This is a genomic window from Flavobacterium aquariorum, assembly GCF_003254745.1.
Taxonomy (GTDB): Bacteria; Bacteroidota; Bacteroidia; order Flavobacteriales; family Flavobacteriaceae; genus Flavobacterium; species Flavobacterium aquariorum.
The window spans coordinates 137855-155143 of the sequence record NZ_QKXH01000003.1 but is presented as its reverse complement, the minus strand read 5'-3'; the positions used below and the strand labels follow the sequence as shown (position 1 = coordinate 155143).

Annotated in this window: 16 protein-coding genes; 8 read left to right on the top strand and 8 right to left on the bottom strand. The window is 32.3% G+C overall.

Going from position 1 to position 17289, the window contains the following annotated elements; translation table 11 throughout:
- Positions 1-239: 239 nt before the first annotated feature.
- From DOS84_RS06030 to DOS84_RS06020, 3 genes are read right to left on the bottom strand one after another with little or no spacing between them, the layout of a single operon-like run.
- A complete protein-coding gene (locus tag DOS84_RS06030; RefSeq protein ID WP_111409484.1) occupies positions 240-1004 on the bottom strand; it encodes a TIGR02757 family protein in 765 nt (254 codons plus the stop codon).
- Between the two features lie 4 nt (positions 1005-1008).
- Complete coding sequence (locus DOS84_RS06025) at positions 1009-2706, bottom strand: DUF8201 family protein (RefSeq protein ID WP_111409219.1); 1698 nt, start codon at positions 2704-2706, stop codon at positions 1009-1011.
- A 1-nt stretch (position 2707) separates the two neighbouring features.
- Complete coding sequence (locus DOS84_RS06020; protein WP_111409218.1) at positions 2708-3400, bottom strand: ABC transporter ATP-binding protein; 693 nt, start codon at positions 3398-3400, stop codon at positions 2708-2710.
- A 130-nt stretch (positions 3401-3530) separates the two neighbouring features.
- Between DOS84_RS06020 and DOS84_RS06015 the strand changes: the two genes are divergently transcribed.
- Complete coding sequence (locus DOS84_RS06015; protein ID WP_111409217.1) at positions 3531-3842, top strand: hypothetical protein; 312 nt, start codon at positions 3531-3533, stop codon at positions 3840-3842.
- 16 nt (positions 3843-3858) lie between these two features.
- On the opposite strand, the gene DOS84_RS06010 is transcribed toward DOS84_RS06015, so the two are convergent.
- From DOS84_RS06010 to ychF, 3 genes are all read right to left on the bottom strand, one after another.
- Positions 3859-4386, bottom strand: a complete 528-nt coding sequence (locus tag DOS84_RS06010) for an NADPH-dependent FMN reductase (protein ID WP_111409216.1) — start codon at positions 4384-4386, stop codon at positions 3859-3861.
- Between the two features lie 11 nt (positions 4387-4397).
- Positions 4398-5315, bottom strand: a complete 918-nt coding sequence (locus DOS84_RS06005) for a YihY/virulence factor BrkB family protein (RefSeq protein WP_111409215.1) — start codon at positions 5313-5315, stop codon at positions 4398-4400.
- Positions 5316-5496: 181 nt separating this feature from the next.
- A complete protein-coding gene (ychF, locus tag DOS84_RS06000; protein WP_111409214.1) occupies positions 5497-6591 on the bottom strand; it encodes a redox-regulated ATPase YchF in 1095 nt (364 codons plus the stop codon).
- Positions 6592-7129: 538 nt separating this feature from the next.
- Between ychF and DOS84_RS05995 the strand changes: the two genes are divergently transcribed.
- Together DOS84_RS05995 and DOS84_RS05990 are read left to right on the top strand one after the other, a co-directional pair.
- Positions 7130-9847: a TonB-dependent receptor gene (locus DOS84_RS05995; protein ID WP_111409213.1), complete on the top strand. Its 2718-nt coding sequence runs from the start codon at positions 7130-7132 to the stop codon at positions 9845-9847.
- A gap of 93 nt (positions 9848-9940) precedes the next feature.
- On the top strand, positions 9941-10687 hold the full coding sequence (locus tag DOS84_RS05990) for a class I SAM-dependent DNA methyltransferase (RefSeq protein ID WP_111409212.1): 747 nt from the start codon (positions 9941-9943) through the stop codon (positions 10685-10687).
- On the opposite strand, the gene DOS84_RS05985 is transcribed toward DOS84_RS05990, so the two are convergent.
- Positions 10671-11834, bottom strand: coding sequence for a hypothetical protein (locus tag DOS84_RS05985; protein WP_111409211.1), 1164 nt, complete (start codon positions 11832-11834; stop codon positions 10671-10673). The two genes, DOS84_RS05990 and DOS84_RS05985, sit on opposite strands and share 17 nt — an antisense overlap.
- A gap of 154 nt (positions 11835-11988) precedes the next feature.
- Complete coding sequence (locus tag DOS84_RS05980; protein ID WP_111409210.1) at positions 11989-12339, bottom strand: 4Fe-4S dicluster domain-containing protein; 351 nt, start codon at positions 12337-12339, stop codon at positions 11989-11991.
- Positions 12340-12485: 146 nt separating this feature from the next.
- Between DOS84_RS05980 and DOS84_RS05975 the strand changes: the two genes are divergently transcribed.
- From DOS84_RS05975 to DOS84_RS05955, 5 genes are all read left to right on the top strand, one after another.
- Positions 12486-13544 carry an acyl-CoA reductase gene (locus tag DOS84_RS05975; protein WP_111409209.1) on the top strand — a complete coding sequence of 353 codons (1059 nt, stop codon included), beginning with the start codon at positions 12486-12488 and terminating at the stop codon, positions 13542-13544.
- 197 nt (positions 13545-13741) lie between these two features.
- Positions 13742-14812, top strand: a complete 1071-nt coding sequence (serC, locus tag DOS84_RS05970) for a 3-phosphoserine/phosphohydroxythreonine transaminase (RefSeq protein WP_111409208.1) — start codon at positions 13742-13744, stop codon at positions 14810-14812.
- A 63-nt stretch (positions 14813-14875) separates the two neighbouring features.
- A complete protein-coding gene (locus DOS84_RS05965; RefSeq protein ID WP_111409207.1) occupies positions 14876-15841 on the top strand; it encodes a D-2-hydroxyacid dehydrogenase in 966 nt (321 codons plus the stop codon).
- A gap of 106 nt (positions 15842-15947) precedes the next feature.
- The gene (locus tag DOS84_RS05960) at positions 15948-16505 is read left to right on the top strand and encodes a DUF937 domain-containing protein (RefSeq protein ID WP_111409206.1); all 558 of its coding nucleotides are present in this window, start codon (positions 15948-15950) and stop codon (positions 16503-16505) included.
- A gap of 268 nt (positions 16506-16773) precedes the next feature.
- Complete coding sequence (locus tag DOS84_RS05955) at positions 16774-17205, top strand: DUF6146 family protein (RefSeq protein ID WP_111409205.1); 432 nt, start codon at positions 16774-16776, stop codon at positions 17203-17205.
- The last annotated feature ends 84 nt before the right edge of the window (positions 17206-17289 follow it).

Below are 17289 nucleotides of genomic sequence, written 5' to 3'. Positions count from 1 at the left end.
AATAAATGCTGTGTTTTGAATTGTGATGCAAAAATTTTGCAAATGCCGGGTTGTATTTTTTTTTATTAAAAAAATCTAAATAAAGATAATGATTATTCTAAAAGCTTTTTAATAAAACAGACTAAAACTGATTGTTATCTGTTAATAATGAGGTGACAAGGTGTTGAATAAAAAAAATATTGAAAAATTTAATTTGAATTTTAGACAAATAAGAGGAAGTGTTAATTTATAGATTTTGTCTAAAAACCTTCAAAAACACCCAATCCAAATAAGGCAAAATCATATTTTACGGGATCTATTGGGTCAAGTTCTCTAAGATTTAAATCCAATTCAGCCAAAGCTTTTCCGTCGTTTTGTTTTCGGGTCAACAAGCCCAGTTTTCGGGCCACATTTCCAGAATGTACGTCTAATGGACAGGAAAGGATAGAAGGCGGAATACTTTTCCAAATCCCTAAATCAACCCCTTTGTTGTCCTGACGACACATCCATCTAAGGTACATATTGATTCGTTTTGCAGCCGAACCATTCATTGGGTCGGAGATGTGTTTTTGTGTTCGACTAAGATGTGGGATTTCAAAGAAATGTTGTTTGAACTGATGAATGCTATTTTGCAAATCGTTTCCTTCTATGTTTTGACTAAAGATTGTTTCCAATCCAATATGATTTTGGTAAATATGTTGTAACCCTTTAATAAAACCGATAAAATCTTGTCCGTTAAAAGTACGATGCACAAAAGTTTCCAATCGTTCCAAGTCGATTTCCCGGTGCGACATAACAAAATCGTAAGGTGCATTCCCCATCAAATCCATCATTTTGTGTGCATTCTTGACAATCATTTTTCGGTTTCCCCAGGAAATGGTGGCGCTCAAGAATCCAGCAATTTCGATATCTTCCTTTTGAGTAAATAAATGCGGAATTTGTACCGGATCACTTTCGATGAAATCCTGATTATTGTATAATATTACTTTTTCGTCCAGAAAAGATTTAAGTTCAGTTTTATTCATTTTATTATTCTTTCGAAGTGCTTTTGGAGTAAAAACCATCTTTCAAATCGGTAGTCCGCATTTGAGGTTTTACTTTGTAATAGTAATTGAAATATTCGATTTGATTTTTGTTCACACAAGGAAGTTTCCCATCTCCTGAACTCCAAAAAAAAACATTTTCGATAGGAGAATAAAAATGAAGGTTACCGTTTTGAAGGTATTCAAAAGTAGTATTGGATTTTGTGTTTTTATATGGGAAAACAATGTTTTTTGTCGAAAAATTACTGGTTGACAGGACGAATTTATTTTTGGTGAAATAATTTAAATTAATTGGAATAAACAAAACAAAGCCAGTTATGAAAATTGAAAAGTAAAGAGATAAAAGGATGATTTTTTTTTGATTCAGGAATAAAACCATCAAGAAAAATAAAAAAAATAATAAAAAATTCATGAAGAATCGATATTGTGGAGAGGTACAAAATAGTAATACGAGCTGTAGGCACATTATAAAGTAGAGAACCCAAATTTCTTTTCTGTGGAAATATTTGCTTATGAATGTTGGAATGACAATAATTAGGGTTATGCTTAATTTATTGAACAAACCATGTAATTTTGGTAGAGTTAACCATCTCATAAATAATTCATAAATAGTCATTTTATCGTATTGCTCATCTGTCAAAAAATAACCATATAATTTAGTTTCTTTATAATATAGTTTTGCTATTGTTTCAGGTATTCTATAGTCAGTTTCGAAGAAATGGAAATTGATTACCGGGAAAAATGGAAAGCCACTAACGATTGTGTTCTTAATTATAAATAGAACCAATATAACTATCGAAAGCAGGATAGATTTAAAAAGTTTAGGTAATATTTTTTTAAAATTTTTGGCTAATAAAACAATAGGAATGAAAATTAATGCAAAGGAAGTTGTTTTAATAAATAAGGAAAAAAGAACCAGAATCACTATCAGGTTAAAATTTTCAATATCCAGTTTTTTAAAATTTTGTAGAAAATAAAAGAAGATTAGGAATGAAAAAATATAGATTGGAATATCTGGTGAAGGTGAACTTATAAATTGGAAGAAAAATACGTTTGCCAATGGGAGCAAACCTACAATTAGATAATTTTGATCTTTGTTTTTGAAATAATCATTCAATTTCGTAATTGCGAATATATTTCCGAGCAAAAGGCAAAAACCACTGATGTCATTGAATTTATCATATAAAAATGAAAAACTGTACGCACTCTGAAGAATGTGCCAACCACTTGTTTGGGCCAAGAAAAAATGCAAATTGGCCAAACCTTTTACAAAACCATATTCATTGATCCATTTTATTGTCTGAATATAATAAGATTCATTATCTAAAATATAAGGAATGGAAGCGCATTGGGCAAGAATAAAGATAGTAATAATGGTTAATGCTATTTTTAAAGAAAGCGTAAGTGAAATTAATTCCTCAAAAAATGATTTATACAGAAGTATAATTTTTTTTTGAAACTTTAAAAAAATGACAAGGTTAACGAAGAGGAGAGCTACATGAAATTCAAAATTCACTCTCCCAAAAATAGCCCAAATGCTGGTGAAAATGGTGGTTGTGAATAGGCCTAGAACTGCATGGATAACAAAGTTTCGGTTCTTTAATCGCAGGATTCCGTTGGTTACAAAACCAAGGTTGATGGCCGAAAAAAATATATAAATCCAACTCAAAAGAATCAAAACCATCTTACAGCATTATTTGGCCATCGACCATTATTAATTTTCTGTCAGCCATATTGGCAAGTTCTTCATTGTGGGTTACAATCACAAAAGTTTGTCCAAATTCATCTCGTAGTTGAAAAAACAACTTGTGCAAATTTTCGGCAGAATGTGTGTCCAGATTTCCTGAGGGTTCATCGGCAAAGATAACATCAGGTTTGTTGATTAGCGCTCGTGCGACGGCAACACGCTGTTGTTCTCCACCTGATAGTTCGTTGGGTTTGTGGTCTATTCGGTGGGATAAACCCAAATATTCTAATAATCTTTTGGCCTCTTTTTCAGTTTCAGATTTTGATTTATTGGCAATAAAAGCAGGAATACACACATTTTCCAAAGCCGTGAATTCGGGTAATAATTGATGAAATTGAAAAATAAAACCCAAATTCAAGTTTCTGAATTTGGATAATGATTTGTCATTCATTTTCAAAATATCCTCATTGTTTATGAAAAGTGAAGAGTCATTTTCGGGAGTTAAATTTTCAGATTCTTTTTTTATCGGACTTGGTTTGTCCAATGTTCCCAGAATTTGTAAAAGTGTTGTTTTTCCTGCACCCGAAGCACCAACTATAGAAACAATTTCGCCTTTTTTAATATGTAAATCTACTCCTTTTAATACTTCCAGTTGATCGTAATATTTATGTATGTTTTTTGCGTGTATCATTTCAAACAGTTTTTACAAAGAAACAAAGTATTTGGTAATTAATCCTCGTATTAAAGCGATTTTTCTACAGTATATATTCTGAAAAATAGCGATTAGATTTGTATATTTATATCAATTTAATATCAAAAAAATGGAAAGTAAAAATGTTGTTGCGGTAAAAAATAACCTAAAAAGTAAAAAATTAGTTTTAGGGATTCTATTTGATGCAATTGGTATGCTGTCTTTTACCATTCCAGGCATAGGGGAATTTGGTGATGTCGTCTGGGCTCCTCTTGCTGGTTTTTTGATGACCAGAATGTATGAAGGACGAGTAGGTAAGGTTGCTGGTGTTTTAACTTTCATTGAAGAAATATTACCATTTACAGATGTAGTTCCTTCTTTTACTCTGACATGGATATATACCTATTGGATAAAAAGCGGTAATAATGAGGGAAAGATTTAGTCTGTATTAATAAATTTTAAATTTGAAAATCTCTAACAATTTCTTTTAATTGATTATCAAATTCAGGATTTGAAATAACATTCGCCTCAATATCAAAATTAGCGTCGAAACTAGGTAATGAGAATACAGCTTTTATATTGGCGCTGAAACGGGGAAAATTATTTTTGGCTATTTCGAGAACGCTTGCTCCCCCTCTTGCGCCCGGCGAAGTGGCCATCAGTAACATTGGTTTTTCCTGAAATATTTTTCCGTTTATTCTGGAGCACCAATCCACGGTATTTTTGAAAGCAGCGCTGTAATTTCCATTATTTTCGGCAAGTGAAATTACCAAAAGATCAGCTGATGCTATTTTTTCCAAAAAGGCTTTTGCCAAAAGATGCTGTCCGATTATAATTTCCTTGTCAACACTAAAAAGGGGCATTTCATAATCGTTTAAATCCAATATCTCAACTTGGGCATTTTCGAACAAACCTGCTGCATAAGTGGCTAATTTTTTGTTGATTGATTTTTTACTTGGACTTCCTGCAAAGGCTATGATTTTCATATATTTATTTTTTAGGATTTCTCAATTTCCAAAATTTCTTTTTTAATTTCTACTGAATATTCATTTGGAGAAATTTTCCCCCCATATGTTCTTGCATACACTTTGGTAAATTCTGCTCCAAAGTAAAGAATAATAGACGAATAATATACCCATATTAAAATAATTATTACAGAGCCTGCAGCTCCATATATAGATGCAATAGTAGAATTTCCCAAATAAAAACCAATAGCAAATTTTCCAATCATAAATAGTACAGCTGTGCAAGAAGCTCCAAGGCAAGCATCTCTCCACTTTATAATACCATCTGGCAATGTCCTAAAGATAATTGCAAAGAGCAAAGTGATTATAGTAAAGATAATTACTGAATTAACAACATAAAATAAGTAAATCGTGCTTTCTGGAAAATATAGTTTCAACCTTGTATTCACTATGTCCAATATGGTATTTACGGATAAACTAACTATCATCAAAAATCCTAATGAAACAATCATCGAAAAAGACATTATCCGGTTTTGAATAAATTTTTTAAACCCTTTATTTGGCTTAGCACGCAAACCCCAAATATAATTAATAGAACTTTGGATCTCCGCAAAGACGCCAGAAGCTCCAATTAGTAACATTCCTATTCCAAATATAGTTACAAAAACATTACTTCCAGAAAGCTCAACGTTCTTTATAGCACCTTGAATCTGTATCGCTGCTTCGTTACCAACCAAAGAATTAATTTGTCCATAAAGCTGGCCAGTTACTGCTTCATCTCCAAAGAAAAAACCACAAATTGTAATTATTATAATTAATAAGGGCGGAAGTGCAAAAATGGTATAATAGGCCAAAGCGGCACTAAGTTTTATCGCGTTATCATCTACAAATTCCAAAGTTGCATTTTTGAGTAAAAACCAAGACTTAGATAATAGGTCTTTAAATAGCATAATTTGTTTGTTAAAATTACAACTAAATTAGACCATTCCCTCCTTAAAGTTTTATATGATTCGCTTTAGTTTTTATATAATAATAGACATTTCTTTATAAATAAATTATATATTCAAAATTGGTCATAAAAAAAGCCTGCAAAAATGACTCTTGCAGGCTTTCTTTCTATTTATCTATAAACTATACGTTGAATCTGAAGTGCATTACGTCTCCATCTTTTACGATATATTCTTTTCCTTCGACTTTGAATTTTCCGGCTTCTTTACATTTGGCTTCTGATCCGTATTGAACGAAATCTTCATAAGCAATTACTTCGGCACGGATGAATCCTTTTTCAAAATCGGTATGGATAACTCCTGCAGCTTGTGGCGCTGTGGCTCCAATATTGATTGTCCAGGCACGAACTTCTTTGACACCTGCAGTGAAATACGTTTGTTGCTTTAATAATTTATAAGCGGCGCGAATCAAAACCGATGCTCCTGGCTCACTTAATCCCATATCTTCCAAGAACACTTGACGCTCTTCGTAGCTTTCTAATTCAGTGATGTCAGCTTCTGCACCTACAGAAAGCACAATTACTTCTGCATCTTCATCTTTTACCAATTCGCGAACTTGATCCACGTATTTATTTCCCGAAACTGCTGAATTCTCATCCACATTACAAACGTACAATACTGGTTTTGCAGTAATCAATTGAAAACTTTCCATCAACACTTCCTCGTCGTTACTTTGTGGAGTTACAGTTCTTGCCGATTTTGCCTGCAAAAGTGTTTCTCTGATTCTGTCCAAAAGTGCTTTTTCAGTTTGTGCTTCTTTGTTTCCGGTTTTGGCAGCGCGATTTACCTTTTCTAAACGTTTTTCTACGGTTTCAAGGTCTTTTAATTGCAACTCGATATCAATGGTTTCTTTGTCACGGATAGGATTTACATTCCCGTCAACGTGAACAATATTGTCATTGTCAAAACAACGCAAAACGTGAATAATAGCATTACACTCTCTAATGTTTCCTAAAAATTGATTTCCTAAACCTTCCCCTTTACTGGCTCCTTTTACCAATCCAGCAATATCCACGATATCTACTGTTGCCATTTGAACACGCTCCGGTTTTACCAGTAATTCTAATTTTTCGATTCTTGGGTCTGGTACATTCACTACTCCAATATTAGGCTCGATTGTACAAAATGGAAAGTTGGCACTTTGCGCTTTTGCATTCGATAAACAATTGAATAATGTTGATTTTCCAACATTTGGTAACCCTACAATTCCTGCTTTCATATTATGTTTGTTTACAAATAACAGTTGTCTATTACTTGTCTTTAGTAATTCCTTTTTTAAAGTTTGCAAATATAAGGTATAAAGACATTACTCCACAAATATTCGACCTTCCTTTTCATTCTTTAGCTTATATAAAGCCTTGAAGTGCTCAAATTTTCATCGAGTCTTAACTGAAAGAATCAATTTGACACCACTAAATATTTTTATGCAAGATAGACTGGATTTTTCTTTTGTTTAAAAATTACTTTTGCTTTTCACATCAATATTGATGATTGAAATGCCAATTCAAAAAAAAAATATTGTTTGATTATTTAAAAATTGCTCTCGTAAATGATAATGTCAAAAAAAAGAAAAACATAAAATAAACTCGTAAAATCATCAATTGCTTTTTTTCTAATAGTTATCAGTTGTCGGAATTACCGTATTGATAATTATTATCTAACTTTTAGATAAAATATAACATTTTACATTTTTTATGTTAATATTTTGTTATATTAGCCTAAATAATTAACCAATAACCAACCAAACTTAATTGATTATGAGAAAAATCGCGCTATTATTCTTTTTGTTAAATGTCACGTTTATGATGGCTCAAAGAGAAGTTTCAGGAATCGTAAAAGACAAAACGGGTACTCCGCTTCCTGGAGTTAATGTTCAGGAAAAAGGGACGAAAAATGGAATATCAACAGATATGAATGGTAGTTACAAGCTAAATGTTAATGAAGGAGCTACATTAGTTTTTAGCTATATAGGATTTACAACAGTTACAAAACCAGCTACAACAGCCATCATCAATGTTGATTTAGAGGAAGAAAGCGGAGGACAAAAACTAGAGGAAGTTGTAGTTACAGGGACACGTACTGCTCCTCGAAGTAATACTACAAGTGCATTACCAATTGATGTATTGTCCTCGAAAGATTTGACTGCTACGGGACAAGCGACTTTTGACAAAGCATTGCAATACAGAATTCCGTCCTTTAATACTGTAAATACACCAGTTAATGATGCTACTTCATTACTGGATCCATATGAAATAAGAAATATGGGGCCTAGTAGAACATTAATTTTAATAAACGGTAAACGTAAAAATTTAAGTTCATTATTATATGTGCAAACTTCTCCAGGACGAGGAGAAACAGGAGCTGATATATCAGCAATTCCTACAGATGCTATCGAAAGAGTTGAGATTTTAAGAGATGGTGCTTCTGCTCAATACGGATCTGATGCGATTGCAGGTGTAATGAATATTATCTTAAAAAAGAATCATTCTGATGGCTCACTTACAATTAGATCGGGTATTACAGGAGAAGGAGATGGTGAAATGTTAGGAGTAACTTTGAACAATGGAACTACTGTTGGAGGTAATGGATTTCTAAATTACACTATAGATTTTTCTAAAGTAAATCAAGCTAATAGACCAGGAACTGTTGATGCAGAAGGTGATGCAGGTGATTTTGGCGCTCCTTTAGCAGATGTGCAGTCATTCCTTGCAAGACGTCCAGATGCAGGAAATATCAATGGATCTCCTGAAACTGCTGCAGCAAAATTCTTAATTAACGGTGGGAATGATTTAAACGATATCACCCAAATATATTATAATGCTGCTTATGTTTATAAAAAAGTAAATTCATTTGCCAATTATAGAACTCCATATTGGAGAACATTAGATCCAGCCAATCCATATTTAAACGATTTCTTTGGAAATGGAGATGATGCCAATCCTTCATACGATGGTTATGTGCCAACATTTGAAGGTGACTTAAATGACTACAATGCTACATTAGGTTTTAAAACAACTAAAAATGGTTGGAATACAGATATGAGTATAACTACTGGAGGAAATAGTCAAACTTACTCTGTGAATAATTCTGTAAACAGATCAAATATAAAACAATCAAGTATAGATCCTGATACAGGGCTGCCAGCTGTAGATCCAATCACAGGAGAGGTTATTTATACTAGTAAATACCAAGAAAATTCACCAATATCTTTCAAGCCAGGAGGTACTTCTTTTAATCATATCGTTGGTAATATAGATATTTCAAAAACGCTTTCGGACCATATTAGTATTGGTTTTGGATCCGAGTTCAGAACTGAGACTTTTGCAGTTCAAGCAGGTGATGAAGCTTCATGGGAAGGAATGGGTGCCGATTCATTTGCAGGTAACCGTCCGGAAAATTCCGGAAAATGGAACCGTTACAACTTTGGAGCTTACCTAGATGTGGCTTATGATGTGACCAAAGATTTCTTAATTAATGGTACTGCTCGTTACGAAGATTATAGCGATTTTGGAAATGCTACGGTTTGGAAACTAAGTTCAAGATATAAATTTCTAGATGACAAAGTTACTTTAAGAGGTTCGGTATCAACAGGATTTAGAGCGCCAACTTTGCACCAAATCTATACTCAGAAATCACAATATTCTTTTGTTCCTGGATCAGGAATTCAAGTAAGTGGAATTATCAATAATGTTTCTCCACAAGCACGTCAATTGAATATTCCTCAATTGGACGCTGAAAAATCTACTAATATTACAATTGGTATAGGTTCTAAGCCTTTTAAAAATTTCAATTTTACTCTTGACTATTACAACATCAAAGTGGAAGACAGAATCGTATTGGGTGATAAACAAGACACTCAATTTGGATCAGTTGCTTGGTTTTCCAACTCTTTCGACAGCAGGACTTCAGGGTTAGATGTTGTTATGAATTATAATAATATTGGAATAGGGTCTGGAAAATTAGGATTTAACTTATCTGGGAATATTACTTTTGATAATGAAAGAATTTCTCCAGTAAGAACTGGTGACAGCTTTAGCCAAACACTAGAATCATTAATGTTTACTTCAAGACCAGAGACAAAATGGATCTTGGGTGCTAATTATGAAATTGGGAAATTTGGTTTTTCTCTTAATAACACTTATTTTGGTAAAACAACTTTTAATCAAGATGGTTTAAATGCTGATCTAAAAACAGAGTTTATTCCTAAAATCGTGACAGATTTAGGAATTACTTTCTCCGCAACTGAAAAGTTAACTTTAGCTTTTAATGTAAATAATATTTTCAATGTATTACCTGAATGGAAATTTGTAGCTGAAAATGCTGCAGGAAGCGCTATTTTAGCAGATCCAGCACAAGTAAAAACACAATATAACCTAATTACTTTCAACGGTCGTTACTCTCAAGTTACTTATGATGGATCTCATTTCAGTCAATTAGGGACAATGTTGAATTTATCATTAAACTATAAATTCTAATTTTGACCCACATTTTACAAAAGGGCTATCTTCGGGTAGCTCTTTTTTTATTTCATTGAATTCCTTAAATTTATACAAAACAATATTACTATCATGGCAAATAATTTATATACTGGTAAAATGGCTGCTATTTTTGATGCCATGTACCAAACCTTTATCGATTATGACGAAGAATATGAGTTTTATAATACCTTAATCCAAGAAAAAAAATGCGATTCTGTACTTGAAATTGGTAGCGGTACAGGAAATTTAGCCAAGCGATTTGAGGAAAATAATCATAATTATTTAGGCCTTGATTATAGCCAAAGTATGATTGATATTGCACAGGAAAGAAATAGAAACAGCACTTTTATACATGGGGACATGCGTAATTTTGTGCTTGAAAACCCAGTAGATGCCATTATCATAACCGGACGATCCACAAGTTATTTGACCAACAATGAAGATGTAATAGATACCTTTGAGTCAGTTTATAAAAATTTGAATCCAAATGGTATTTTTATTTTTGATTTTATCGATGCCAATCGTTTTATTCCTTTTATAAAAGAAAACCTTACCATACTTCATGAAGCTACTTATGAAGGGATAAATTACATTCGTGAGAGTCATTGGGAAACCACACCGATGGAAAATTTTATGTTGGATTGGAGCGCACAATATTACAAGATTGTAGATAGTGAAAAAGAAATTCTACTGGATGATTTCTCTACCGTTCGGGTTTTTACGTTAAACGAAATGCAGCTATTCTTATATCTCAACAATTTTGAAATTATCAAAATAATAGACCGAAAAACATATGCTTATGATACTTATGTGATTATGGCTAAAAAGATTTTATAATTTTATTAATTATCTCCAATTCTTTGGTAGTAGGAGTTAATCCAGAAACATTCCAGTAATCTGTTAATATAGAATTCTTTATGTTGAAAAGAGTTTTGTCTTTAAAAACATCACTTTCTTTATAAGTGTAATTTTGAATATTAAAATTTGTTGTTACTAAGTTATTAAGTACTTCTATGTTTTTGGTTTCATTACCAGTATTGATCTCGTAATTAATTTCTTCTTTTGAGCTAATTAGATAATAATTTTCTGCATCAACTCTATAATTAGTTTTAAATACAGACCTAATTATATTTTTGAATCCTTTTGAGTTGTCTTCTTTAAGCCCTGCCAAAGTAATAGAAGAGACTTCAGCATTTATCTCAATTATTAATTTTCTTTTAACATCATAAACAATTTTAAAATCATCCAATAATTCAGTTGTTCCCTCCAGTGGAATTGCAGTTATTTCGTTATACTCCTGATTAAAAGTATATACCTTTATAATAAAGTTATATTTTTTTCTTATTTTTTCATCTAATAATGGTCTTAATACCGTGAAAATATAATATTTTTCCATCGTTACATTTAAATTATATCCTAAGAGATCAGAACTGATTTCATCATCAACTAAACCAAAAGAGCGATTTTGTTCTACCAATAAAATAGATTTTACTTTTTTCTGGTCTTTATATAGTTGAAAATTTATGAGGCCATCATTGAAATATGCATAATTACCATTTAATTTAAAAAACTCTCTTGAGTAGGCTTTCAATCTAGCGGGTACATTCAGTTTTTTAATTGAATTATTTACTAATTCTTTGATTATTTCTTGAGGGTGCTGTTTTGTTACGACTATGTCATCAAGAGTGTTTGATTTACTTTTTAAATAGATAATATTTTCAGACTGATTTAAAGAAGCCCATTTTATGGTAAGTGGTAAATAAGATGAATGGGTTATTTTTAAATTAGATCCTCCTTTTAGTTCAAAAACAAGTTTTCCTTCATTATTTGACATTAAAACTTGTTTTGTTTTTAAAACTAAAATAACGGCATCCTCTATTGGTAGATTTGAATCAATATCCAATAGTATTAATGTTCTTTCATTGGTTTGTGAAAAAACAGTGAAGGATAAAAAGAATTGAAGTAAAACAAGACATTTTTTCATATTTTTTAAATGCAAATAAAAAATTTAGTAAAAAATATTCTTCTTAAAAATAGGAAAAAAATCAATCAATTGTCATTTTTTAAAAGGAAAAAGTATTGCATAAAAAAAAACCTGTGAAAAACACAGGTTGTATGAAATTTTAAAAGGATATGCTTTATTCGTTGTGTAAGAAAGCTTGTCGGTTTAATAAAGTTTCTTCAGATTCAACGTGATTGTCATCTGGGATACAACAGTCTACTGGACATACGGCGGCACATTGTGGCTCGTCGTGAAATCCTTTACATTCAGTACATTTTCCCGGAACAATATAATATATTTCATCAGAGATTGGTGTTTGTGCTTCATCTGAATCTACTTCTGTTCCATCTGGCAAAATCACTTTACCTCTCAGTTTTGTTCCATCTTTATATCTCCAATCATCTGCTCCCTCATATATAGCTGTATTTGGGCACTCTGGTTCACAAGCCCCACAATTTATGCATTCATCGGTTATTATAATTGCCATTTTATGTTTAGTTTTAAGGTTGAAAGTTCAAAAGCTTGATGTTCTATAAAACGAAATACGAATACTGAACACAACTTTTGCCTAAAGCTTATAAAAAGCTTATTTTTGTGCAAAATTACAATCAAAACTTTTCATAAACAAACATTATGACATTAGATACAAAAAAAAACGCATTTGTTAAATTAGGTGAATTTTTGGCACAATTCAAAGAAGGCAATTGCACAAAAGACAAAACTGTATTTGGTAATGTTTTATTTTTTGAAAAATTCATCGATTTAATTCAACTTTCACAATCTCATAATGGTTGGTACACCCCAGAACAAGTATATTTTTCAATACAATCTTGGGCAGAGGCATTAACCGAAGATAATTTGGATAAATGGCTTTCTACCTACGATTTTAGCAAGGTAGCGCCAAAAAAAGTAGCCTTGATATTGGCAGGTAATATTCCCTTGGTTGGATTTCATGATTTCTTATCAGTTTTGATTACTGGGCATGATGTTTTGGTAAAAACTTCTTCGAATGATCAGCACCTTTTGCCTTTTCTGGCTAATTATCTTATTGCTTTTGAATCTGGATTTAAAAACAAAATCACATTTGTAGAAGGAAAACTTGAAGGTTTTGATGCAGTAATTGCTACAGGAAGTAATAATACAGCTCGTTATTTTGAATATTATTTTAAAGATAAGCCTTCCATCATAAGAAAAAATAGAAACTCAATTGCGGTTTTGAATGGCAAAGAAACCAAAGAGGAATTAACAGCACTTGGTGAGGATATTTTTAGATATTTTGGTTTAGGATGTCGAAATGTTTCTAAACTTTTTGTTCCAAAAGGTTATTCTTTTGATTCCTTTTTTGAAGCTATTTTCGAATACCAAGATGTGATCCATTACGAGAAATATGCCAATAACTACGACTACAATAAAGCGGTTTTCCTGATGAGTAATTTTAAATTGTTGGACAATGGATTCCTAACCTTAAAAGAAGATTCGAGTTATGGTTCGCCCATTTCGAGCATCTTTTATGAGAACTATGAAAATCTGGATGATTTGGGAAAACGTTTGGAGAAAGAAAGCGATCAAATTCAATGTATTGTAAGCAATAATCTTGTAAAAAACAGTGTTCAGTTTGGATACACACAAAAACCAAATCTTTGGGATTATGCCGACAATGTTGATACTATATCGTTTTTGTCAACAATATAGATGATTGTTTTTATATTATTGCAAATAATTTAACGATTTTTCAGCCCATATTTCCGAAATTTGCGTTTTGAAAATTCAAACACAAACTACAGCTTGAAATTCTTATGATCGTCAATCAAGAAATGGTATTGATATTGACGATTTTTACAATAGCTGATAGGAAGAAATAAAAACAAACAGTAACTACAAACTATATCATGAAAAAACACAACTACAGCGCAGGACCTTGTATTTTACCACAAGAAGTTTTTGAAAAATCAGCTCAGGCAATCTTAAATTTTAATAATTCTGGTTTGTCACTTTTGGAAATTTCACATCGTAGTAAAGATTTTGTTTCCGTAATGGAAGAGGCAAGAGCTTTAGTTTTGGAACTTTTGGATTTAAAAGGGAAGGGATATCAGGCTATTTTCCTTGGAGGAGGAGCAAGTCTTGAATTCCTTATGGTTCCTTATAATTTAATGAAAATAAATGGGAAAGCCGCTTATTTGGACACTGGAACTTGGGCTTCGGCTGCTATAAAAGAAGCTAATTTTTTTGGAGAAACAATCGTTGTGGGATCTTCAAAAGAACAAAATTACAATCATATTCCAAAAGGATACACTATACCTGCTGATGCAGATTATTTTCACTGCACGAGTAACAACACTATTTTTGGAACTCAAATGAAGGAATTTCCATCAACAAACATACCTGTTGTATGTGACATGAGTTCTGATATTTTTTCAAGAAAATTAGATTTTTCAAAATTTGATATCATTTATGCTGGTGCACAAAAAAATATGGGACCAGCAGGAACAACTTTGGTTGTTATCAAAGAAGAAGTTCTTGGTAAAACTGGACGCGAAATCCCAAGTATGCTTGATTATGCTAAACATATAAAAGCAGACAGTATGTACAATACGCCACCTGTTTTTCCAGTATACGCATCTTTGTTGACATTACAATGGTTGAAAAATTTAGGTGGAATTGAAGCTATCGAAAAAATAAATGATGCTAAAGCAGCATTACTTTATGCAGAAATTGACAGAAATCCATTGTTCAGAGGAACGGCAGCTGTTGAAGACCGTTCTAATATGAACGCCACCTTTTTGTTGAACGATGAATCACATGCTGCCAAATTTGATGAGATGTGGAAAGCAGCTGGAATTTCTGGATTGCCTGGTCACCGTTCAGTTGGAGGTTACAGAGCATCAATGTACAATGCACTACCTTTGGAAAGTGTACAAGTTCTTGTTGATGTGATGAAAGAGCTTGAAAAAAGTATTTAGTAAACAGATTGCAGTTTTCAGACAAAAAAGAAAAAGAAATAGCGGAAAATAGAAAAAAGACAAATGAAAATATTAGCAAACGACGGAATTTCAAAAAGCGGTATTGTCGCTTTAGAAAAGGCTGGATTTGAAGTTATCACTACAAAAGTAGCTCAGGAGCAAGTGGCTAATTTTGTGAACAAAAACAATATAAGCGTCATATTGGTTCGCAGTGCCACAAAGGTTCGCAAGGATATTATCGACGCTTGTCCGGGTCTTAAAATCGTTGGTCGTGGTGGTGTAGGGATGGATAATATTGACGTTGAATATGCCAAAAGCAAAGGAATTCATGTTATAAATACCCCAGCTTCTTCATCAGAGTCTGTTGCTGAATTGGTTTTTGCCCATTTATTTACCGGTGTGCGATTTTTACACGACTCGAATAGAAATATGCCTTTGGAAGGAGATACCAATTTTGATGGTCTGAAAAAAGCTTATGCAAATGGTCTTGAGTTAAGAGGAAAAACACTTGGACTCATAGGTATGGGACGTATCGGTCAAGCTACAGCAAAAATGGCTATTGGACTTGGAATGAAAGTAATTTATAGCGATACACATATTCCAAAAAAAGATATAAAAGTGTCTTTTTTTGATGGGCAGTCTATTTCTATATCACTTGTTTCACAAACTCAGGAATCTTTATTTCAAGAATCTGATTTTATTTCATTGCATGTACCTGCTCAGGATACACATGTTATTGGTGAAAAAGAATTGGAAATGATGAAAGACGGTGTTGGAATTGTAAACTGTGCAAGAGGTGGTGCTATTGATGAGGTGGCACTCGTAAAAGCATTGGATAGCGGTAAAGTGTTATTCGCAGGATTGGATGTTTATGAAAGTGAACCAAATCCCGAAATTACTATTTTAATGAATCCAAAAATTTCTTTAACACCTCATATAGGAGCGGCTACCGAAGAAGCACAGGATAGAATTGGTACAGAACTCGCACATCAAATTATTAGTTTGTTAAGCAAATCGTTAGTTATCTAAAACAATCAATTGGTGCTGAATTATATAGTGGTAATTTGTTAACTTCAATTAATAAATTACCACTTTTTTTTGATTAAATTTGATATCTAATTTTAATCAAAAACCTATGTTTGAGCAATTAACACAATTAGTGCAACAATTTGGACAGGAAGCAGTTGTCAATAATAATGCCGTTCCAAATGAACATAATGAAGCGGTACTGAGTGAGGCGGGAAATTCAATATTTTCAAGCTTGCAAAAAATGGCTTCCGAAGGAGGAATCGAAAAACTTGCCGGGTTACTGCAAGGGAATAATGCTCAAGATCCATCAAATCCAACTGTACAACAAATTACGCAACAACTTACTGGAAGCTTGGGAGAAAAATTTGGTTTAAATAATAGTGATGCAGCTGGAGTTGCCGGTAGTATGATTCCTCAAATACTAGGCGGATTAGTTAAAAAAGCCAATGACCCGAATGACAGTTTTCAAATAACGGATTTAATTGGGGCCATTTCAGGAGATGGCACCCAAACATCCGGAATAATGGATACCATTTCAAAATATGGAACTCAATTTGGTTTAGACCAAAATGCCGATGGAAAACTGGATATGGATGATGCTATTGCGGTGACCAAAAGCAGTGGCGGTATTGGTGGCTTTTTAGGAAAGCTTTTTGGGAAATAAATAAAATCTTGATTAATACTAATAAAGACATTTACAAACTTGTAAATGTTTTTTTTTGCATCAGAATAGATGATATTAGAAACGAACTTATGTAAAAGTTCATTATAAATACAATCTATTTCTGTTAGATTAAGTTGTAAAATGCAGAAAATCAGCATAAAAATCCTTAACTTTGAGTTGTTTTATAGTTTGGTTTTTAATTGATAAATCAATTAATAATTTATTCTTAGAATTGTTTTTTATATGACATCGATAAACAACTATTATTATGAAAAATTTAATTTGCACATTGATTGTTCTTTTAACGATTATAGGATGTAGTGCTTCTAAATCTAATGTTGCAAGTGCAGAAAAAACAAAAACTGGAAGCAATGACACCATAAAAATTGAAAATAAAGAACTCGAATACGAAGTTATCATCATTGAACCGGGTTTTGATTTTTGGTTACAATCAACGGCCCTTCCAAGGGGATATTATTCACAATCCTATTTAGAAAACAAAAATAAATTTTATGTAATGGAATGGAATAACCGTGTTCGTCAGCCACAAATCTATTCTCCTAATTTATATGAAATGACTATCGATTACAATCCAACTATTAATTATGGTTATGAAGTAAACTATCTTATCTATAATTATATGATTTATTTTCAAAATAAATATAATCAAAGATTGTATGGACGAGTCCCACCGAGATAGGAAATGCAATCTGCAAAATAGTATTGATAAATGAATTTAATTTAAATCTTTAGAGAGGTGTTTACAAGTTTGTGAATGCCTTTT